At 60.4% G+C, this 21,206-nt stretch carries 19 protein-coding genes; 15 read left to right on the plus strand and 4 right to left on the minus strand.

Annotated elements, in window-relative coordinates; genetic code table 11:
- Nucleotides 1-132 precede the first annotated feature (132 nt).
- The 11 genes from CKA38_RS04250 to CKA38_RS04300 all read left to right on the plus strand — a co-directional run bounded on the left by CKA38_RS04250 (nucleotide 133) and on the right by CKA38_RS04300 (nucleotide 13,216).
- Nucleotides 133-798 carry an NADH-quinone oxidoreductase subunit C gene (locus CKA38_RS04250; RefSeq protein ID WP_108824379.1) on the plus strand — a complete coding sequence of 222 codons (666 nt, stop codon included), beginning with the start codon at nucleotides 133-135 and terminating at the stop codon, nucleotides 796-798.
- 25 nt (nucleotides 799-823) lie between these two features.
- Nucleotides 824-2,074 carry an NADH-quinone oxidoreductase subunit D gene (locus CKA38_RS04255; protein WP_108824380.1) on the plus strand — a complete coding sequence of 417 codons (1,251 nt, stop codon included), beginning with the start codon at nucleotides 824-826 and terminating at the stop codon, nucleotides 2,072-2,074.
- A 174-nt stretch (nucleotides 2,075-2,248) separates the two neighbouring features.
- Nucleotides 2,249-2,926, plus strand: coding sequence for a 4Fe-4S dicluster domain-containing protein (locus CKA38_RS04260; RefSeq protein ID WP_108824381.1), 678 nt, complete (start codon nucleotides 2,249-2,251; stop codon nucleotides 2,924-2,926).
- A gap of 12 nt (nucleotides 2,927-2,938) precedes the next feature.
- Complete coding sequence (gene nuoH / locus CKA38_RS04265; protein ID WP_108824382.1) at nucleotides 2,939-4,171, plus strand: NADH-quinone oxidoreductase subunit NuoH; 1,233 nt, start codon at nucleotides 2,939-2,941, stop codon at nucleotides 4,169-4,171.
- A gap of 147 nt (nucleotides 4,172-4,318) precedes the next feature.
- Complete coding sequence (locus CKA38_RS04270; protein ID WP_108824383.1) at nucleotides 4,319-4,849, plus strand: NADH-quinone oxidoreductase subunit J family protein; 531 nt, start codon at nucleotides 4,319-4,321, stop codon at nucleotides 4,847-4,849.
- A gap of 100 nt (nucleotides 4,850-4,949) precedes the next feature.
- Nucleotides 4,950-5,267: an NADH-quinone oxidoreductase subunit NuoK gene (gene nuoK / locus CKA38_RS04275; RefSeq protein WP_108824384.1), complete on the plus strand. Its 318-nt coding sequence runs from the start codon at nucleotides 4,950-4,952 to the stop codon at nucleotides 5,265-5,267.
- A 157-nt stretch (nucleotides 5,268-5,424) separates the two neighbouring features.
- Nucleotides 5,425-7,515: a proton-conducting transporter transmembrane domain-containing protein gene (locus CKA38_RS04280; RefSeq protein WP_108824385.1), complete on the plus strand. Its 2,091-nt coding sequence runs from the start codon at nucleotides 5,425-5,427 to the stop codon at nucleotides 7,513-7,515.
- 152 nt (nucleotides 7,516-7,667) lie between these two features.
- A complete protein-coding gene (locus tag CKA38_RS04285; RefSeq protein WP_108824386.1) occupies nucleotides 7,668-9,233 on the plus strand; it encodes a complex I subunit 4 family protein in 1,566 nt (521 codons plus the stop codon).
- A 40-nt stretch (nucleotides 9,234-9,273) separates the two neighbouring features.
- The gene (locus CKA38_RS04290) at nucleotides 9,274-10,854 is read left to right on the plus strand and encodes a complex I subunit 4 family protein (protein WP_108824387.1); all 1,581 of its coding nucleotides are present in this window, start codon (nucleotides 9,274-9,276) and stop codon (nucleotides 10,852-10,854) included.
- A gap of 1 nt (nucleotide 10,855) precedes the next feature.
- Entirely contained in the window at nucleotides 10,856-12,382 is a 1,527-nt protein-coding gene (locus tag CKA38_RS04295; protein WP_108824388.1) for an NADH-quinone oxidoreductase subunit N, read from the plus strand.
- Nucleotides 12,383-12,592: 210 nt separating this feature from the next.
- On the plus strand, nucleotides 12,593-13,216 hold the full coding sequence (locus CKA38_RS04300; RefSeq protein ID WP_108824389.1) for a plasmid pRiA4b ORF-3 family protein: 624 nt from the start codon (nucleotides 12,593-12,595) through the stop codon (nucleotides 13,214-13,216).
- A gap of 24 nt (nucleotides 13,217-13,240) precedes the next feature.
- Here CKA38_RS04300 and CKA38_RS04305 read toward each other — a convergent pair whose 3' ends face one another.
- Nucleotides 13,241-13,465 (minus strand): hypothetical protein, encoded by a 225-nt coding sequence (locus CKA38_RS04305; protein ID WP_108824390.1) that lies wholly within the window; start codon nucleotides 13,463-13,465, stop codon nucleotides 13,241-13,243.
- Nucleotides 13,466-13,711: 246 nt separating this feature from the next.
- Between CKA38_RS04305 and CKA38_RS04310 the strand changes: the two genes are divergently transcribed.
- On the plus strand, nucleotides 13,712-14,248 hold the full coding sequence (locus tag CKA38_RS04310) for an NADPH-dependent FMN reductase (protein ID WP_108824391.1): 537 nt from the start codon (nucleotides 13,712-13,714) through the stop codon (nucleotides 14,246-14,248).
- Between the two features lie 117 nt (nucleotides 14,249-14,365).
- On the plus strand, nucleotides 14,366-15,061 hold the full coding sequence (locus CKA38_RS04315) for an SIR2 family NAD-dependent protein deacylase (RefSeq protein WP_108824392.1): 696 nt from the start codon (nucleotides 14,366-14,368) through the stop codon (nucleotides 15,059-15,061).
- A 6-nt stretch (nucleotides 15,062-15,067) separates the two neighbouring features.
- On the opposite strand, the gene CKA38_RS04320 is transcribed toward CKA38_RS04315, so the two are convergent.
- On the minus strand, nucleotides 15,068-17,971 hold the full coding sequence (locus CKA38_RS04320; protein ID WP_484489034.1) for a DUF748 domain-containing protein: 2,904 nt from the start codon (nucleotides 17,969-17,971) through the stop codon (nucleotides 15,068-15,070).
- On the opposite strand from CKA38_RS04320, the gene CKA38_RS16255 reads away from it, so the two are divergent.
- Nucleotides 17,958-18,197 carry a hypothetical protein gene (locus tag CKA38_RS16255; protein ID WP_236919150.1) on the plus strand — a complete coding sequence of 80 codons (240 nt, stop codon included), beginning with the start codon at nucleotides 17,958-17,960 and terminating at the stop codon, nucleotides 18,195-18,197. The two genes, CKA38_RS04320 and CKA38_RS16255, sit on opposite strands and share 14 nt — an antisense overlap.
- Before the next feature lie 23 nt (nucleotides 18,198-18,220).
- Here the strand turns inward: CKA38_RS16255 and CKA38_RS04325 are convergent, their stop codons facing one another.
- Nucleotides 18,221-19,264 (minus strand): outer membrane beta-barrel protein, encoded by a 1,044-nt coding sequence (locus tag CKA38_RS04325; protein WP_108824394.1) that lies wholly within the window; start codon nucleotides 19,262-19,264, stop codon nucleotides 18,221-18,223.
- Between the two features lie 341 nt (nucleotides 19,265-19,605).
- Between CKA38_RS04325 and CKA38_RS04330 the strand changes: the two genes are divergently transcribed.
- On the plus strand, nucleotides 19,606-20,049 hold the full coding sequence (locus CKA38_RS04330) for a hypothetical protein (RefSeq protein WP_108824395.1): 444 nt from the start codon (nucleotides 19,606-19,608) through the stop codon (nucleotides 20,047-20,049).
- 61 nt (nucleotides 20,050-20,110) lie between these two features.
- Here CKA38_RS04330 and CKA38_RS04335 read toward each other — a convergent pair whose 3' ends face one another.
- A complete protein-coding gene (locus tag CKA38_RS04335) occupies nucleotides 20,111-21,025 on the minus strand; it encodes a diaminopimelate dehydrogenase (protein WP_108824396.1) in 915 nt (304 codons plus the stop codon).
- Nucleotides 21,026-21,206 lie beyond the last annotated feature (181 nt).

The following is a 21,206-nucleotide window of genomic DNA, read 5'->3' on the forward strand; positions in this document are numbered from 1 at the left end:
GAACACTGAGAGACACAGAGCCAAGCCAATGGAATATTCAACCCATGCAATTCGTCCCGATTTTCTCCTCTCCGTGCTCCTCCGCGACCTCCGTGGTTAATTAATTTCATATTCAAATTTTCAATTTTTCCCGTGGAAACCCTCGAACAAATCCGTGACCGCATCGTCGCCAAGTTTGGCGCCGACACCGTCACGCTCATCACAAACCCAGGCCCCTCCGCGCAACACTCGCTCCTGCTCGTGGCGCACGCCGCGCGCGACATCGCCCGCTTCCTGCACGACGACCCCGCGCTCCGCCTCGACTACTGCTCCAACGCCACCGGCGTTGACTGGCCCGACAAGGAAATCGTCGAAACCGTAAAGACCACCCAGCCCGATCCCGCCGGCGGCCCCGACAAAGTCGTCGAGACAAAAACCAAGCGCATCCAGCCCGGCTGCCTCGAAGCCGTTTACCACCTCTACTCGATCGCGTTGAAAAGCGCCGAGCCCGTTATCATCCGCATGCGCACGGCCAACCGCACCGACGACGTCACCCTTCCCTCGCTCACCCCCGTCTGGCGCTCGTGCGAGTTTCAGGAGCGCGAAATCTACGACCTCTACGGCATCGTTTTCACCGGCCACCCCGACCTCCGCCGCATCCTCATGTGGGACGAATTTAAAGACCACCCCATGCGCAAAGACTACGTCGGCCCCGACGACTACGAATGGGAACCCACACCTCACGGCGAGGTGCTGGAGCGCGCCAAAGCCCATTATCCGACACCACCAGCCAGCACCTCGCCGAAGAGTGAAGAGTGAATGGTGAAAAACAAACAGCCGTCTCATGAATAACGCATCCACATCTTCCGCTCCCACAACAGCAAATGCCACCGAAGCCGAAGCTCCGGTTTCACCCTTCCCCCTTCACTCCTCACCCTTCGGGCCGTCGTCCGCAAGCGGAGCGACTGTCCGGGCGGTGAACGACGAATTCCACGGCGACCTGCTCGAAATCTCCCTCGGCCCGCACCACCCCTCGACTCACGGCGTGTTCCGCATGAACGCCGCGCTCGACGGCGAGATCGTCACCAAGCTCAAGCCCGTTTTCGGCTACCTGCACCGCAACCACGAAAAACTCGGCGAGACGAACTCCTACCTCGCCAACGTCCCCTACACCGACCGCCTCGACTACCTCGCCTCGCTCACCAACAACTGGGCCTACGTGCACGCCGTCGAAAAACTCGCCGGCATCACCCCCACCGAACGCTGCGAATACCTCCGCGTCATCCTCGGTGAACTCGGCCGCATCATCAACCACGTCTGCCTCGTCGGCTTCCTCCTCAACGACCTCGGCACCTCCTTCACCCCGCTCCTCTACTCCCTGCGCGAACGCGAACGCATGCTCGACCTGCTCGAGGAACTCACCGGCGCGCGCATGATGTATAATTTCTTCCGCTTCGGAGGCCTCCGCACCGACGTCTCCGCCGACTGGCTCGCCCGCCTCAAGCACTACCTCGAAGGCCTCTTCGCGCGCTACCTCGACGAGCAGGACGCGCTCCTCACCGGCAACGAAATCCTCCTCGCGCGCACCCAGGGCACGGGCATCCTCAAGCCCGACCTCGCCATCAACGCCGGCTTCACCGGCCCCGGCCTCCGCGCCAGCGGCGTCGATTACGACATCCGCAAAGTTGACAAATACTCCATCTACGACCGCTTCGATTTCCGCGTCCCCCTCGGCGAGCACGGCGACACCTACGACCGCTTCATGATGCGCATGCTCGAAATGCGCGAGTCGGTGAAAATCATCCTGCAAGCCATGCGCGACCTGCCCGACGGCCCCGTCAACGACCCCAAGGCCAAGTCGCGCGGCCTCCGCCCGAAAGCCGGCGAAGCCTACGGCCGCATCGAATGCCCGAAAGGCGAACTCGGCTTCTACCTCATCAGCGACGGCACGCCCAATCCCTATCGTTACCGCGTGCGTCCGCCCTCGTTCATCAACCTCACCATCCTCGAGGACTTGTGCCTCGGCCAAACCCTCGCCGACACCATCATCATCCTCGGCAGCATCGACATCGTGCTCGGGGAAGTGGACCGCTGACGCGCTGCGCGCTAATGAAAAATGAACAATGAAAAATGTATAATGATGAAAACCTCCAAATTTCCCGATTCTGATATTTTTCATTCGACAATCGGATGCCGCGGTTGGTGCGAACAGCGCGCCAGCGTTCCGGCCATTATACATTCTTAATTATAAATTATACATTTTCTTCCCATGCTCGGCTTAGGCATACTCAAAGGTTTTTATATAACGGCGAAAAATCTCGTCGGCAGCTATTTCACGACCGAGCGGTTGACGACCCTCGAGTATCCGGAAGTGCGCGCCAAGCTCCCGCCCGCCTCGCGCAGCTTCCCGTTCCTCGTTTACGACGGCGACAACCCGGTTGACGGACTGCGCTGCGTCGCCTGCCGCATCTGCGAAAAGGAGTGCCCGCCGCAGTGCATCTACATCGTCCCCGAGCGCGACGAAAAGGGCAAGGTCATGAAAAAGCCGCGCATCTTCGACATCGATTACAGCGTGTGCATGGGCTGCCAGATTTGCGTCGAGGCGTGCCCCTTCGACTCGATCAAGATGGACAACATTTACGAAATCGCCGTGCGCAACCGTTACGAGCCGCTCCTCATGCACCGCGAGCAACTCTCGAAACCCAACACCTACTTTCACGAAATCAACCCGGTCGACGCGATCGAAGTGGACACCCGCCTCGCCGAGGAAAAACGCAAGGCAGAGGAGCGCGCCAAGGCCGCCGCTGCTGCAAAAGCGGTCGCCGCCGCGAAAGCCGCAGCAGCAACTCCCGCCGCCCCCGCCGACGCAGCGCAGACTGCCAAGTCTGCCCCCGCTCCCGCGCCCGCGCCGACCCCCGCCAAACCCACCACACCCGAAACCAAATAAGCATTTCCAAGCATGAACCCTTTCACTGCCACAATTTGGTTTGAATCCTTCGCTCGCCGGGCCGAAAGCCTCCCCGTCCGCATCCACGATTGGATACTCGGCCTCCTTCCCGCCTGGCCCTGGCTGCACTGGCTCGTCACCGCGCTCCTCGCCATCGTTGTCATCCTCACATTTTACGGGCTCTTCTTTGCGATGATCACCGTCACCGAGCGCAAGGGCTTGGGACGTTTTCAAAACCGCCCCGGCCCCAACCGCACCGGCCCGTGCGGATTGCTCCAGCCCTTTGCCGACGCCATCAAGGCCATCTGCAAGGAGGACATCGTCCCCGCGACCGCCGACAAAGTCCTTCACTTCATCGCGCCCTGCGCCACCGTTTTTTTCGGCCTGCTCACGCTCGCCATCATCCCCGCCGGACCGTATTTCACGGCGCTCAACCTCGACGCGGGCGTGCTCTATTTCTTCGCCGCCGGCGCCGCCTCCGAACTCGCCATCTTCATGGCCGGCTGGTCGTCGCATAACAAATACTCGCTCATCTCCTCCATGCGCGCGCTCGCGCAGCTCATCTCGTTCGAGCTCCCGCTGCTCCTCATCTCCGTGTCCGTCGTGATGGCCGCCGGCACGCTCTCGCTCCCCGGCATCGTCGCCGGGCAAAGCTCCTGGACGCTCGGCGGCATCATCCCGCAATGGAACATCCTCACGCCCTGGGGCATCTTTGCCTTCATCATCTTATTCATCGCCGCGCTCGCCGAGACGAACCGCTGTCCGTTCGACCTTCCCGAGGGCGAGTCCGAAATCATCGCCGGGCACCTCACCGAGTATTCAGGATTCAAATACGCGCTCTTCTTCATGGGCGAGTATTTCGGCATGCTCGCCCTCTCCGGGCTCGCCATCACGCTCTTCTTCGGCGGCTGGAACGCGCCCTGCGAATTCCTGCAATTCATCCCCTCCTACATCTGGTTCCCGGTGAAACTTTTCATGATGATGTGCCTCTTCATCTGGATACGCGCCACGCTTCTGCGCCTGCGCATCGACCAGCTCATGCGTTTCGCGTGGAAGCTCCTCGTGCCGCTCTCGCTCGTCAACCTCGTTGTCGTTGCGTTCTGGATGCGGACGGGCGACTGGGCGGGCCCGCTGCAACTCGTCCGCTGGGCCGGCGCCTTCGCGCTCGAGTTCGTGCCCTTCCTCCTCATCGGCCGCCACATGAGCAAGGGCCTCGGCCCGAGAAAATACAAATACGCGCAGTAATTTTTCCAAACCAATCAACCACGGAAAACACGGAGCAACACAGAGCCAAGCCAATGAAGCACCCATCGCCATGTCTCCTCTTACTTTCCTCCTCTCCGTGCTCCTCCGTGCCCTCCGTGGTTAATTAATTCCGAAACCGCATTTCCCATGTCCCTCTCGCTTCTCATCTTCATCCTCATCGCCATTGCCACGCTTGGCTCGGCGGCGGTCGCGCTCGCGTTGAAAAACATCATCCGCGCGGCGCTCCTGCTTGTCGTGAGCTGGATCGGCATCGCGTCGTTTTACCTGTGGGCCGACGCGCAATTCGTGGCCTTCGCGCAAGTGCTCGTTTATGTCGGCGCCATCTCGATGATCGTTCTCTTTGGCGTCGTGCTCACGCGCCGCGCGCCCGTCAGCGTTGTTGACACCACCGTCACGCCCTCGATGCGCGCGGTCGCCGGGGTCGCCTCCGCCGGGCTCGTCGCGCTCGCCGTCGTCTGGGGAATTCTCGGCACCGAGCTGCCGCAAACATCATCGCGCGCCGCCGCGCCCGTCGTGGACATGCGCGCGATCGGCCTCGAACTCATGGGCCAATACGCCGCCGCCATCCTCATCGTCGGCGCGCTCCTCACCGTCGCGCTCCTCGGCTCCGTCGTTGTCGCTTCTCATGAAGAGAAGCTAATGAAAAATGAAGAATGAAAAATGAAGAATCAGGAGAAGGCCTCCGGCTAATCCGAAAAAGCAACCGACGACGCATGCGCCATTATCCATTATACATTTTAAATTATACATTTTCCTCATGAGCGCCCTTCACCTCTGCCTGATTTTTTCGACGCTGCTATTTGCGCTAGGCCTCGCCGCCGCGCTCTCCCGCAGCAACGCCATCCTCGTGCTCCTCGGCGTCGAGCTGATGCTCAACGCGGCCAACATCAACTTCATCGCCTTCTGGCGTTTCTCGCCGCAATTCGCGAGCAACCCGCACGCCGGCGTCATCTTCGCGGTCTTCTCGATCGCGGTCGCCGCCGCCGAGGCGGCAGTCGGCCTCGCACTCATCATTGCCGTTTACCGCCACTACAAAAACGTGCGCCTGCAAGACGCCGACCAGCTCAAGGGCTGATTTTTCAAACCAATCAACCACGGAGAACACGGAGAAACACAGAGCCAAACCCATGAAGAATTTAACTCATGCAACCCGTCTCCTTTTCCGCCTCTCCGTGCTCCTCCGTGCCCTCCGTGGTTAATTAACTCCGAGAAAAATTTCCAAAACACTCTTCATGCTTTCCGCAAAATACATCTGGCTCATTCCGTTGCTTCCGCTCATCTCCGCGGCAATCGGGACATTCCTCCCGCGCGGCGGCAGCTCGCGCAAAATCGCCTCCGCCTCCGCGATCCTCTCGATGGCCGCCGGATTTGTGCTCTCGTGCCTCGCGCTCCGCGGCGCGCTCGCCAATCCCGCCGCGCACGACACTTGGAATTTTCGCTGGCTCGATTTCGGCGCCACCACGCTCGAACTCGGTTTCATCAATGACCCGCTCACCGCGTTCATGCTCGTGATGGTGACGTTTGTCGGTTCGCTCATTTTTATTTTCAGCACCGGCTACATGAGGGAGGACGCCAACGCCGCGAAGTTTTTCTGCTACCTCTCGTTCTTCGCCGCCGCGATGCTAGGCCTCGTCGTTTCCAACAGCCTGCTTCTCCTCTTCGTGTGCTGGGAACTCGTCGGGCTCGCCTCGTATCTGCTCATCGGTTTCTGGTTCACAAAACCCGCCGCCGCGGCCGCCGCGAAAAAAGCCTTCATCACCACGCGCATCGGCGACCTCGGCCTGCTCATCGGCATCTGCTGGCTCTACAACGCCGGGGGCACGCTGCTATTCTATGACGGCGGCAACGGGTTTCTCGAAACCAGCGTCCTCGGGGCACTCACCGTCGTGCTGCCTTGCGGACTTGCCGTCTCGACCGCAATCGGCCTCCTCATCTTTTGCGGCGCGGTTGGCAAATCAGGCCAGTTCCCGCTGCATGTCTGGCTCCCCGACGCGATGGAAGGCCCGACACCCGTCTCCGCGCTCATCCACGCCGCAACAATGGTCGCGGCTGGTGTGTTTCTCATTGCCCGCGTTTATCCGCTCATGGCGCTGGATCAGGCCAACATTTTACGTGATGGATTCGATGCCGTGCTCAGTGGAGCGCCTCTCGAAATTTATTCCTCCACCGGTATCAAGGCCCTCACCGTCGTCGCCATCATCGGCGCAATCACCGCGCTCTTCGGCGCGGTCGTCGCCGTGGCACAAAACGACATCAAGCGCATCCTCGCGTTTTCAACCGTCTCCCAACTCGGCTACATGATGCTCGCCATCGGCGTCGGCGCGTGGCCCGTGGCGATCTTCCATCTTCTCACGCACGCGTTTTTCAAGGCGCTGCTCTTCCTCGGCGCGGGCAGCGTCATCCACGCCGCGCATCACGAGCAGGACATCCGTTATCTCGGCGGACTCGCCCCGCGCATGAAAATCACCTTCGCCACCTTTGCCATCGGCATGATGGCGCTCGCCGGCGTGCCGTTCCTCTTCTCCGGTTTCTGGTCGAAGGAAGGCATCCTCAACGCCGCCTTCGAGTGGGGCTATAATTATAATGCCATACCTTTTGTCGCCGCTCTCATTGCCGTCATTCTCACCGCCTTCTACATGACGCGCCTCGTGTGCGAAGTTTTCTTCGGTAAAGCCCGCTCGCACGCTGCCGAACATGCGCACGAAAACAACCCCGCGATGACCGTGCCACTTATACTTCTCGCCATTTGTTCAATCGGTCTCGGTTTTCTCGGTATGCCATCATGGCCTTGGATCCAATCAATGCTTGAAGGCATTCCTTCCGATAAAATTCACGCCCACTCTGGCGAATCAATTGTCATGGTTGCTTCCATCGTGCTCGTCGCGCTCGGCATCGGCGTTGGTTGCGCGCTCTATTATTTCCTGCGCAAACGCAACACCACCGGCGAACTCGACCCGCTCGAAAAAGCCGCGCCCGCGCTCTGGACCGCGCTCGCCAACCGCCTTTACTTCGACGAACTCTACGCCGCGACCTTCGGACGCCTCTTCGACGCCATCGCGTGGCTCTCCGACGCGTTCGACCGCCACGTTTGGGGCGGCCTCATAAACCTGATCGGCGGCCTCGGCCTGTTCGCTGGCGGCGTGAACCGCGAGTTCGACGAAAACACCCTCAACGGCGGTTTCGACACCGTGAGCGAGGACCTCCGCAAAACCGGCAAGGCATACAGCCGCGCCCAAACCGGCGACGCCCACGGCTACCTCCGCACCATGGCCCTCGGCTTCGCCGGTCTCATCGCAATCGTAATCCTCATCGTCGCCATCTGATTTTTAACCACGGAGAACACGGAGTAACACAGAGCCAAACCAATGAAACACTCACTGCCGCATCCTTTCTTCCTTTTTCTTCTCTCCGCGCTCCTCCGCGCTCTCCGTGGTTAATTAATTCCGCACTCCGAAATCCGCATTCCGCATTTTCCGTGAACTCCATTCCGCTTCTTTCTCTCATCATTTTTACGCCGTGGGTCGGCGCGCTTTTGGTCGCGCTGCATCATCCGCGCAAACCCAACGCCATCTCGCGCGCCGGCGCGGTCGTCTTCTCGCTCTCGACGATCATCTACGCCATCGCCGCGATCGTGCTCCCCGGCGGATTCAACCCCGACGCCGTCGGCCTCCAGCTCACCGAAACACACTCGTGGATCGACTCGCTCAACGTCCGCTACTCGCTCGGCCTCGACGGACTCTCGCTCATGCTCGTGCTCCTCACCGGCATTATCGGCCCCACCGCGCTCGTCGCCTCGTGGCGCGTCGCGCCCGTCACGCGCGAATCGAATCTCTACCCCGTCCTCTTCCTCCTCCTCCAGGGCGCGTCGCTCGGCGTGTTTCTCGCGCAGGACTTTTTCCTCTGGTTCCTGTTCTGGGAGCTGAGCCTTTTCCCGGCGTTTTTCCTCATCAAAATGTTCGGCGCAAACGCCGCCAAGGCCACGCGCGCAGCGTATCAATTTGTCATCTACACGATGGGCGGAAGCGCGTTCATGCTGTTCGGTTTCGCCGCGCTCTACGCCACCACCGGCACGCTCGATTTCACCGCGCTCGCGCAACTCGGCGCCGACGGCACGCTCGTCGCGAAGCTCGCCGAGATCGGCGGCATCTGGCCCGGCGTCGTGTTTGGCGGCGTGCTCCTCGGCCTCGCGGTGAAAGTGCCGCTGTTTCCCTTCCACACCTGGCTGCCCTCGGCCTACGCGGAGGCGCCCGCCGGCACGTCGATGTTTCTCACCGCCGTGCTTTCAAAAATGGGCGTTTACGGATTCATCCGAATCCTCTGGCCGATCTTTCCCGCGCAACTCTCCGCCGCCGCGCCTTGCCTGATGGTGCTCGCGCTCGCGGGCGTGGTGCTCGGCGCGTTCGCCGCGATGCGCCAGCGCGACCTCAAGCGCATGATCGCGTATTCGTCGGTCAACCACCTCAGCTACTGCCTGCTCGCGCTCTTCGCCGTCGCGCGCGTGGCGGGGCGGACAACCCACGACGCCGCGGTGTCGTCCGCGCTCAGCGGCACGATTCTGCAAATGTTCAACCACGGCCTCTCCGCCGCCGCGCTCTTCTATTGCATCGGACTGCTCGAAAAACGCTCGGGCGGCTTGCGCGGCATCGGCGATTTCGGCGGCATGCGCGCAGTCGCTCCGGTCTTCGCGGGCCTGTGCGGCGTGGCGATGTTCTCCTCGCTCGGCCTGCCCGGCCTCAACGGTTTCGCGGGCGAGTTCCTGATCTTCCGCGGCGTGTTCGGACTCGCGCCGTGGTTTGCCGCCGCCGCGACACTCGGCCTGCTCGTGACCGCGCTTTTCCTGCTAACCTTCTGGCAAAAAGTTTTCCACGGCCCGGTCGGTGAAAACGTCAAGGGGATGAAGGATCTTTCCTGCTGCGAAATCGCGCCTCTCGTGCCCGCCATCGCGCTGATGTTCGTGCTCGGCATCGTCCCGCAAGTGCTCGCCGCGCTCTTCAACCCGCTGGTCGCCCAATGGACAACCAGCATCTCCAGCCTGCCTTAATTTTTTCACTCTTCACACTTCACCTTTCACTCTTCGACTCATGTCGCTTCTTCCCTGGACCATTTACCTGTCGTTTGCCGGCGCGTTTGTCGCGCTGATCGCGGGCGCGCGCTGCAAATGCGCCGCGCGCGTCACCGCGCTTGTGTTCTCGCTCGCCGCGCTCGGCGTCACCGCGTTCGCGGCTTTCGACTTCACACCCGGCCCCGCGCTGCAAACCCTCGTCAACGTGCCGTGGATTCCGCAGCTCGGCGTCAGCTACCACCTCGCGGCCGACGGCATCAGCCTCACACTCGTCGTCCTCACCGGCATCGCGTCCGTGGCGGGCATTTTGTTTTCGTGGAACATCGAGGAAAACGTCGGCGAGTTTTTCGCGCTCTACCTCGGGCTCATCGGCGGCGTTTACGGCGTGTTCCTGAGCGCCGACGCGTTCGTGCTTTTTGTCTTCTACGAAATCGCCATCGTGCCGAAATACTTCCTCATCGCGAAATGGGGCTCCACCAACCGCGAATACGGCGCGATGAAGCTCGTCCTCTATTCGTTCATCGGCAGCGCGCTCGTCATGGCCGGGCTGCTGTGGGCGTTCGCCTCGGCGGCGACGATCCTCAAGGCAAACGGCTACGCGCCCTCGTTCTCGCTTTCCGTGATCGCGCAAGTGGCCGTGCAATTTTCGCACGCGCAGCAACTCGGCATGTTCGCGCTCGTGTTCACCGGCTTCGCGGTGCTCGCGGGCATGTTTCCGTTTCACACCTGGGCGCCCACCGGCCACGTCGCCGCGCCCACGGCGGCGTCGATGCTGCTCGCCGGCGTCGTCATGAAACTGGGAGCCTACGGATGCCTGCGCGTGGCCATCCCGCTCTTCACGGAAGGCTACGCCGCGTTCGCGCCCGTCATCGGATGGCTCGCGGTGATCGGCATTGTTTACGCCGGATTGGTCGCGCTTGTGCAGGAGGATTTTAAATTTGTCATCGGTTACTCGTCGGTCAGCCACATGGGTTTCGTGCTGCTCGGCCTCGCCGCCGGAAACCTCGCCTCGCTCGGAGGCGCGGTGCTGCAAATGTTCTCGCACGGCATCATCGCGGGACTGCTCTTCGCCGTCGTCGGACGCATGGTTTACGAGCGCACGCACACGCGCAACCTCGCCGACCTCACCGCGATGCCGTTGCACAAATTGATGCCCTTCGCCGCGGTCGTCTTTGTGCTCGCCGGACTCGCCTCGATGGGCATGCCCGGCTTCAGCGGGTTCCCCGCCGAGCTCAGCATCCTCGTCGGCGCGTGGAAAACCTCGCACATCTGGACGCTCGTCGCCGCGTGCGGCGTGCTCATCGCCGGCGCGTTCACGCTGAAAGTCGTGCACGTTTCGTTCTTCGGAAAAGCGAATGTTTTTGAAGGGAGTCAGGATAAGGCGCGCGCCGCGATTTCCGCCATTCCGCATTCCGAAATCCGCATTCCGCATTCATCACTCCCACCAATAACGTGGCCCGAAAAAATCGGCGCGCTCATCCTCGTCGCCTCGATGATCATCATCGGCGTCAAACCCGGACTGCTTTTGAACTGGATAAATCCCGCACTCGAATCGCCTGCCTTCCAAGCCGCGATGAACGCACTGAAAGGAGGCCTGTAATATGAACGCGACGATCAACTACGCCGAACTCGTTTACGCCCTGCGCCCCGAAATCGCGCTCACGCTCGGGCTGCTGCTGGCGCTTGGCTACGACATGGCCTTCGGGCGCCGCATGTCCGATTGCGCGCGACGCGGCGTCGCCGTGCTCATCGGAATCGTGACGCTCGCCTCCGCCGTTTTCCAAACGCTCCACACAAACGTGCCGCCCGTCGGCCACGCGGCGTATTGGTTTCACGGCGCGTTTGTTTACGACACGCTCGCGCACGGCGTGCGGCTGGGCGTCTTCGGCCTGTCCGCGCTCACGCTGCTGCTCATCGCCGGTTCCATTCCGCATTCCGCGCTTCGCACTCCGCATTTCAAACACCCCGCCGAATACGTTGCCATCCAGCTCCTCGCCACGATGGGCTTCTCGCTCATGGCGGTGTCGAACAACCTGCTCATCGCGTTTCTCGGCTTCGAACTCGCGAGCCTCTCGCTCTACGTGATGGCCGGCTTCGACAAAACCAGCCGCGCCTCCGCCGAGGCCAGCCTCAAGTATTTCCTCTTCGGCGGCATGGCGGCGGCGTTCATGCTCTTCGGCTTCTCGCTCATTTACGGAATGACCGGCACGATCGTGCTGCCCGAAATCGCGCGCTCGCTCGCCGTGCAAGGCCCGAGCCCGCTGCTCCTCGTCGCGCTCGTGATGGTGCTCGTCGGCTTCGGTTACAAGGCCGCCGCCGCGCCCTTCCACCAATGGGCGCCCGACGTCTATCAAGGCGCGCCCGCGCCGGCCGCCGCGCTCATCGCCTCCGCGTCGAAGCTGGCGGGCTTCGCGTTTTTCGCGCGCCTGCTCTTCAGCGGACTCGGAACCGTGTCGGGCGACGCGATCAATTTCGGCGGCCCCGCCGGATGGATAATGGTGGTCATAATCATATCCGCCGCCTCGATGCTCCTCGGCAACATCGCCGCGCTCGCGCAGACAAACGCGCGCCGCCTGATCGCGTATTCGGCGATCGCGCACGCCGGCATCATGCTCCTCGGCGTGATCGCGGTGCGCGCCGAAGGCGCGGGCCCGCTGTTTTATTACGCGCTCACCTACGGCATCGCGACCATCGGCGTGTTTAGCGTGTTCGCCGCGATCGAACGCACGGCGCCCTGCCAGCGCATAAGCGACCTCGCCGGCCTGTGGAAACGCAGCCCGTTCCTGGCGCTCGTGCTCTTTGTCTGCGTGCTCTCGCTCGCCGGCATCCCGCCGCTCGCGGGCTTCTTTGGAAAATTTTATCTCTTCGCCGCCGCGCTCTATTTGAACGGCCTGATGTCCCCCGCCGGCTGGCTGGCCTTCCTCGCCATCGCCATGAGCGCCGTCGGACTCTACTATTATCTCATCATCCTGAAAGCCGCGCTCGTGACAAACGCCACCGCCGGCGCTTCCGCCGCAACAGAAAAGATTCGCGTCCCGCTGAGCACAGTTATCGCCCTCGCCACCTCTGCCGCCCTGACAATCGCCCTCGGCATCTGGCCGGACGTGGTGCTGGGATTGTTCAAGTAAGGCATTCCCAATGATAAAAATAAAAAGCGCGGCACCACACAGCCGCGCTTTTTTGCGGCCGGCCGGGTGCGATGCAACGTGACACCCCGAAATCATGCATGCGATCAGGAGCGGTGTTTTCCCCAATTCCCAAAACTTGATTGCGTCGATTTGTGATTTGCCCGGCGGCGCGAGGCTGGTTTTCTAACGGGAGTATTTTTTCCGAACTCAATGATCTCAACCCTTGACGGCCAACACGGCGCGCCAGCCGAAAAGAAACCCAACGACCGGGCGCTGGTTCTGCTTGCCCGCGTGGCGGGGTGCGAACCGCTCATTTGGCGGCGCCTGACCGTGCGTGAATCGATGTGGCTGCACCAGTTGCACGATGCCATCCAGATCGCGTTCGACTGGTTCGACTACCAAACGCATGAGTTTGCCATTGGAAACACGCGTTATGGAAACCCGTTCAAGCGTGACAATATCGTCATTGAGGATGACCGCGATGTGACGCTTGCGGACGTCGGCCTGGCAACGGCGGGGATGGCGCTTTACCGCTATCATTTCGGCGAGGGATGGACGGTGGAGTTGCAGGTTGAGAAGACGGAACCCTGCAAAAAGAATTTCTCCCCTCCGACGTGCGTCGCGGGCGAGCGCGCGGGTCCGCCGGAGGATTGCGGCGGTGTGGAGGCTTACAACGACATGCTCGCGTGCATCAAGGAACCGCACACCGAGATCGGCCAGGAGTGGATCGAATGGCTCGGCCCCGAATACGACGCCGAAAGATTCGACATCAACGCGATCAACAAGGCGCTAAAGGAACGCGCCAAGCATGAGGGCAAAAAGGACGGGGAATAGGGCGTCGCCGGGGCGAACGCGGGTTTACTTGAACAACCGCCTGGCAGTCTTGGAAATTTTCTCGGTGGTGTCCGCAGCTTTGTTCACGGTGCTGTCGGCGGCGTTGATGCCGTCGGCAACCCGGTCGGTTTCCTTTTGTCCACGCTGCGCGGTCTGACCCGCCGGGGTTGAGCAGCCCGCAAATGCGAAAACGGCGCCCGCGAGCGCGAATGTGGAAATAATAATACGAACGAGGTTGCGTGTGGTCATTGTATATTACAGTTAATGTTATTGTGAAAATCAGGTGAATTTTTGCGCGATGAGATTGATCGCATGAATGCTGCCTTTCGGCGCGCCAAAAAGTAAATCCCCTTGTCATTACAAATGTTGGGAAATTTTGTAATCTCCGCCCGCGCAATCCAACCCGGCGATTAGTATCGCGCCGCCAGTCCGGACATCGGGCATTATCTTCGTGCCGAAATTGATTATCACGATTTTCTGTGCAATATATACAGCATGATCGAAATCATTAGTGGAACCAATCGCCCCGGCAGCAATAGTCGCAAAGTTGCCGCGCAAATTTTGGAAATTTATAAAAGACACAATGCAGCCGCGCGGATTTTTGACATCGCGGAGATTCCTGCGGAGATTTTTTCGCCCGCCTCCTACACCGAAAAACCCGCCTCGTTTGCTCCGTTTTCACAACGCATCCTTGATGCGAAAGGCCTGCACATCATCACGCCGGAATACAACGGCTCGTTTCCCGGCGTGCTGAAATACTTCATCGACATGCTGCAATTCCCCGAGAGCTTCGAGCACAAGCCCGTCGCGTTCACCGGCATCTCGGCGGGCATGTGGGGAGCGCTCCGCGCCGTCGAGCAACTGGAGCCGATTTTCGGCTATCGCGACGCGCATATTTTTCCCGCGCGCGTATTCATTCCGGGCATTTTTAACGAACTCGACGAATCCGGAAAAATCAAGTCCGCCGAACTCGTGCAACGACTCGAAAAACAGGCGGGTGGTTTCGTCGATTTTGTGAAACGCATCGGGTAGATTTTCCCGTTTCATCGCGCGTTTTGGCGCAGACTGCCAAGTCTGTCTTCAATAAAAATCGCGCGCTTTGCGGAAGCAGACTTGGCAGTCCGCGCCACGCGCGGCCATTTTGGTCGCATGAAGAAAACCCTTGTTGTCCTCACCGGCGCCGGCATGAGCGCGGAAAGCGGAATCCCGACGTTTCGCGACGCCGGCGGCTTGTGGGAGGGACATCGCGTCGAGGATGTCGCGACGCCCGAAGCATGGATGCGCAATCCCGCGCTCGTGCTTGATTTCTACAACCAGCGCCGCCGCAAACTCGAACAGGTCGAGCCCAACGCGGGCCATATCGGACTCGCATCGCTGCAGGAGCATTTTGAAGTGCATATCATCACGCAAAATGTGGACGACCTGCACGAGCGCGCGGGTTCGAAAAGCGTGCTTCATTTGCATGGCTTGCTCACGCAGGCGCGCGGCACGCAGGCGGGTCCCGGCGAGCAAGGCAACACAATCATCGACATCGGATATCGCGATATTGCGATCGGCGACAAATGCCCGCGAGGCTCCCAACTGCGTCCGCATATTGTGTGGTTCGGCGAGGATGTCCCAATGATCGGCCCCGCCATCGAACTCGCGGGACACGCCGATCTATTTGCAATCATAGGCACGTCGCTTGTCGTGTATCCGGCCGCGAGTCTCATCGACCATGTGCCGCCCGGAGCGCCGGTTTACCTGATTGATCCGGCAACAACATCGGGACGCCTGAACGTGCGTCACATCACAACCGGCGCCAGCGAAGGCGTGCGCCAGCTTATGACGGAATTGGTATCGTAGCGCGCCTCACTGCAGTTCCAGGCTCGCGAGCGCGCCGGTGGCGGGTTTGCCGGAGAGTGTGACACGGGATTCCGCGACTCCTTTATCAACAAGGAAGCTCCTCACCGATTCCGCGCGCGCGGCGGCCAGTTGGCTCAACTGATCGTCGTCGATCCGGATTGTTTCGATCAGTTGCGCCCGCATCGCCTCGGGTGTCGGCGGCGTTTCGGCGCGGGCTTGTTCCGCCGCGGGGATTTTTTTCCGGTAAAGGATTTCAACAAGGCGGGCTTCGATGGCGGGCGCGAGTTGCAATGCGTCGGTGGAACCGGCGGAGACTTGTCCACCGCTGTTTTCGTTCAGGTATTCCTGTTTCAGGTCGGCTGAAAAGCGGATGCTGCGAAGCGCGGCGCTGTCGGTGTCGGCATCGAAGCCGCCGGAGATTGCGAGGTGCAGCGCGGGGCGTTCGCCAAGCGCCTTGGCGAGCAGGGTGAGTTTCTTTTGGCTGGCTTCGTTCAACGTGTTCGCACCCGCGTGGAACTCGGCGCGGGAAAGGTCGAGCTCCGCGCCGCCGTCCGCCTTGCCGCCGATGCCGAGCACGGAGGTGAGCAGGGAGAAGGGCGCGGTGGCGGCCTTCATGATGATGTTGGCGAGCGCGTGACGGACGGCGCGGCCGTATTTGAATTCGGGGTCGTCGAGGCTGCCCTTGATTGGCACGTCGAGGATGATTTTTCCGTTGCGATCGCGCAGGAGCGACACGGCGAGGCCGACCGGCAGGCTGGTCGCTTCGGGGCTGCCGGTGTGCTCGCCAAACTCGAATTGGTCGAGCGTGATGACATTCGCGCTGTCGAGAAAACGCTTCGAAACTTTTGTGCTCACATCGACATTGAGCGTGCCGCCGGCGAGCGTGCGCCCGGCGTATTTTCCGGCGTAGGGACTGAGCGGCGCAAGCGCGGCGCTGTCGATCGCGAAACGCAGGTCGGAATAAACATCATTGCTGAGCGGGTTGACCTGGCCGGTGAGCGAAACGGGCGCGGCGCCGTTGATTTTTGCACGAACATCCACGTCGGCGTGGGCGATGTTTTCCGAGGAGAGCCCGGAAACCGCGCCGTTGATTTCATCAAGCGACATTTTGACAACGGGCGCGATTGACTGGTCGGAAAACGCGACGCGACCTCCGTTGAGCGTGACTTTGCCAATGGTGACGAGCAGGCGCGGCTCGCTTGCCGTGGATGCCGCCGGCGCCGCCGGCACGGGTGTTTGGTTTTCAGCGGACGGTGCGGGTTGCGGCGGCTCGCTTTGCTTGGCGAGGGCGGCGATGTTGAGCAGGCCGTCCGGCGAGATGTTTATTTGCGTGCTGGAGCCGTCGAGCGCGATTTCAGTGATCGCAATTTTTGCGGCGGGCTTTTCGGCGTAGACGATTTCGCGCACGGCAAGCGTCTTCCACGATTGAAGCGGGCCGCCGGAGGCGTCTTTTACCGCGAAGTCCGTGACACTCGTGCTGCCCGCGACGGCGAGGCCGCTTTCGGGATCAATGGTCGCGGCGGCCTTGACGGCGAGGCGGCCTTTCTCGATGCGCGCGTTGAGGAACTGGCTGACGTGGGCGTCGGCGAGCGTGAGGGGAAGGTTGCCCAGTTCGGCGGAAATTTTTCCGCGCATTGGCGAAAGGGCGAGTTCGCCGCCGGCGCGGAGTTCGCCTTCGTCGGCGATGCGCATGGCGAGTTCGATCGCGAGGGGCGAGTCGAGTTTTGCGAGTGAGAAATTCTTGGCGCTCATCGTGTCGATGACGGCCTTGGTGAGCAACGGCGCGTCGAGCGTGGCGTCCTCGATGTTGATGGTGAAATCGCGCACGGCGACTTCGCCCACCGTTATATCGGGCGCGGGTGCGGGTGCCGCGGCGGGGGCGGGTGCGCTTGTGGCGAAGGCGGGCGAATCGGTGGCCGCGGGGGAGAAAAGCTCGGCGAGGTTGATTCCGCGCGCGTCGTGGCGCAGCGCGACGGCGCCGTTGTCGAACGCAATGCGCCCGATGCGCAGCACGGGCGCGGCGGGTCGCGCGGTGTGGATTTCGGCGGTGATTTCGGAGAGTGCGATCGCGCCGATGCCGACGGCGGGGACGGGTTTGCCGCGCTCGGAAATCTGGAGGTCGCGGAGCGCGATGTCGCTTTGGGCGGTTCGGATGGCGATGCCGTCCGCGTCGGCTGCGACTTCGTAGCGCAGGTTGATGTCGAGCTTGCCGTCGGTCACGTCGAAGCGAACGAGGTGCCCGTAAAAGGGCGTGTATTTTTTAATGGCGAGGTTTCCGACGCGGATTTCGCCGCGCGAGGAAACCGGGGCGACGGCGAGGCTGCCGCGCCACGAAAGCGTTTCGCCGGACTCGGTGGTCGCGGAAAACTCGCCCGGCGCGAGGTCGGGGCGGCCGGTTTGGAAATCGCGCACGGTGAAATTGACCGGGCCGAGTTGCGTGGAGAAAGGTTGCGGCAGGGAAGCGTCGGAGTAGTCGATGCGCGCGTTGGTGACCGAGAGTTCGTTAATGTGGAGGGGCGCGGATTTTTTGTTTTCATCGGACGCAACCGGCTCGTCTTTTTCATCCGGAATCAGGTCGGCAAAGTTGGGTTTGCCATCGGGCAGGATCGCAATGCGACCGGCGAAACCGTCGAGCGCAATTTTGCGCAGACGCCATTCGCGAGAGATTAGCGTTCGCAAGTCGAGGCTTGCCTGAAGGCTGTCCCAACTGACGAGCGGATCGCGTCCGCTGGCGGTTATGGAAAGGCCCTCGACGGAGCAGGAGAGCGCGAGGGGATTGATGCGGACGCGCTCGATTTGCGCGACTCGCGTGACCCGGGGCGTGGAAAGATGCTTGGTGAGCTGCTCTTCGAGGATGTTTCTAGCGATGGGCGGCGCGATGAAAAAGCCGGCCAAAATGAGAACGATCACAACGATTGCAATGACGCGAACTATGCGCGCCCATCGCGGCCAGCGGCGGCGCGTGTTTTTGTCTGTGGTGCGTGGAGTTTTGTTACTGTTTGCCGGGGATGTCATAATTGAATGTCACTTTAATCTTGTTGTGCGACTCGCGCAACTCTCGGGGAGTCAATATATCATAAAACAAAACCCCGATGGCATTTTCGCCACCGGGGTTTCGCTGCTTAAAGCTGAATAATATTAATCCGTTTCGGGATTATATTAGAATTTGAAGACGGCCTGGACACCGGCGAACCACTTGCTCTTGCCGTAGCCGGAAATAACCTTAGCGTCCTTTTCATATTTGGTGTAGCTGACCTCAGCGCCAACGCTAAGGTTTTGGGTGACGGCGTAGGCAGGCTGCACTGAGAGTTTCCAGAAGTCGAGTTTCAGCTTCTTAGGCAGAAGATCTGATTTGATCTCTTCATTTCCGAGGCTGAAACGTCCGGCGAGGCTGAATTTTTCGGTGAACTGCTGCTTGACCATCACGAGGCCGTAATAGTCTTCAACATTGTTGCTGGAGTTTTCACGGCTCTTGCTGTAGAAGAGTTCCGCACCGATCGTGGTTTTGTTATTGATAACATATTGAGCCCAGACATCGGCGATATACGTATCGCCCAAGAGGATTGGGTTGTAATCATATTCACGGTCGTCGCGGGTGTTCTGGTAGGCGAGCGTGGCACCGATGGAGAGAGCGCCGTCGTTGTAGCCGAAGTGACCTTCAACACCGTAGCCGTCGCTGAGACTGCCATCACCGCGATATTTGTCCTCAATGTTGTAGACGGAGTTAACAACCGCGACGCCGAAGCTCATCTTGTCGAGGGCATAGTCAAAACGAATGCCTTCGTGGAAGTTCGGAATGATCCATCCCAGCATATCCGTGCCGTAGGTGATGAAGTTGCAGTTCGGGATATCGAACGCTTCATAACCGATCCAGCTTTGGAAACGACCGCCGGTGAGGCTGAAACCGTTGCCAATGTCGTAGGTGGCGTTGGCCTCAAGGATGTTGATTTCGTCGGCACCATGATCGGCATAAACGCTGATCTTGGCGGTGACGGGAGCGAAATTAAACGCGAGACCAATCTTGGCGGCGTCGAGATCCATCTCGGTGTCCGAATTACCCTTGTCGGGCTTCGAATACTGGACGGAACCTGCGGCGTAGCCGTAGACGCTCACATTCTGGTGAATGGCAACGTCGGCGCGGGCCGAGAGAGCAAAAGCGGCGGCGAGAGCCAGACCGGCAACTTTGATGATGTTCTTGTTCATAGTTTGGTTTAGGTGTTCTTTCAATGATTAAGGGAGAATCTGGCGGGGTGAACCGCCGCTGCTGCCTCAACAAGTCAAGATGCATTGAGACAGCCAACTCAGACAGCAGGTGTCGAGGAAATGTTACAAAAAATTAAGTTGGGTTCAAAATTTAGCATGATTTTTTTGAAACACATAATACATTGCATTACAATACAATACGAATAACCCAGACGAACCGAAATCGTTTTGCAAAAAATATTTTCCGGAAAATCCCCATAAATACACCCGTTTAGTCGCAAAAAACGGAGCCCAAATAATTCGCCCTCGCCCCTTCCCTCTCTCAAGACAACCTTCAACACATGAAAACCGACCTCCCACGCACGCTGAAAATTTCGCGGCGACCATTCGTTTCCTTCGCGGTGGCTCTGGCACCCTTGCTCGTGCTCGCGGCGGTTCTTTTTAATCAACGCGGCTTTCAACCCGTCATCCTCTTCCTCGCACTCATACCGGTCGTTCTTTACGCCGCCGTCATCACCATTGTTTTTTCGCAGCGCATCACGATCCATCCCGACGGCATCGAAACCGTCACCCTGTTTCGGTTTCGCCGATTCGTCCGTTTCTCGGAAATCATCCGCACGGAAATCGACCAGCCCACCGGCCGCGACCGTCCCGTCCTCGCACATATCCACACAAAAAATGCGCAAGATCCCGTGGTTGCCCTGCGGCTGAAAGCGCTCGCCCCCGAGGACGCCGCGTGGCTTTGCGCATTGCCGGAATTAAAATCGGCGCAGCCCTCGACGTGAATCGACCCAAATCGACTTATGTCGCTTTGAGTCGAACAAAGCCGGCTTCAAAAACCGCAACTCACACCAGTGTCTTCACGAGCGTCTCGCGGTCGCCCGGAAGCAAGTCCATCGGCGCGATCTCCGGCATCGTGTAGGCGCCGGGACGCAACCGCGTCGCAGCCGCTCGCGCGCACGCCACCATAATCTGAGCGGTCAGCGCGGGGTTGTTGATCCGCATGTTGAATTCGAGCACTTGGTTGTGCGTGCTGCCGCTCACGCCCTTGCGCACCATGTTCACGCCGTGGCCCATGTCCTTGAGCGCGTCCACGCTCTCGACCTGAAACACCCGCGTGTCGTCCTTTGCAAAATAGTCGTCCGTCTTGATTGCCTTTTCGACGGCGGCGAATTTCGCGCCCTTCTCAAGCTCGACGTAAACCATGCGGCGATGCACTCCCGTGCCGGTGGGAATTGTCATCGAAAGCGCGTCGCGCACGCCCTTCTTCGACTTCGCGCACACCGAATGCCCCATGCTCATGCCGGGGCCGAAATTCGTGTAGGTGATCCCGCGCGGTGCCATCGCGAGCATCAGCGTGCGCACCATCGAGTCGCTGCCCGGGTCCCAGCCGGCGGAAATCACCGCCGCGCACCCCGACGCCTTGCCCGCCTTGTCGAGCGACTGGCGCAATTTCCACAACGCCTCGCCGTGGATGTCGAAACTGTCTACCGTGTGAATCCCGCGCTTCAAATACTGCGGCGCGGTTTCGGGAATGCTCCTCGTCGGCCCGCAAAGAATCGCCGCGTCAACCTTGCCCAGCTCGTCCACGTCGGACACGACCCTCACGCCCGCAAGCTCCGGCGGCACAACGGATTTTTTGACCGACGCGGCGCGGCGCACCACGCCCGCCAGCTTCATATCCGGCGCCTCGCGCACGGCATCGACAGCGAAACGACCGATGTTTCCATAACCCACGACAGCGATATTGAGAGTTTTCACGAATAGCACGCATACAAAAAACCTCCCGCGCCGTCACGCGGTAAAACCAAAACCCGCTCGACAATTATTTTTCGAAATATCGCGCGCGCAAAGTAGAAGCGAAGGCGAAGGCGAATGTTTGTGGGATTTTGCCGGTCGAGACATTCGTTTAACGTCGAGGCTGAGAGTTGAGCCGCCTTTG

The sequence above is a fragment of the Ereboglobus luteus genome (assembly GCF_003096195.1).
GTDB lineage: Bacteria > Verrucomicrobiota > Verrucomicrobiia > Opitutales > Opitutaceae > Ereboglobus > Ereboglobus luteus.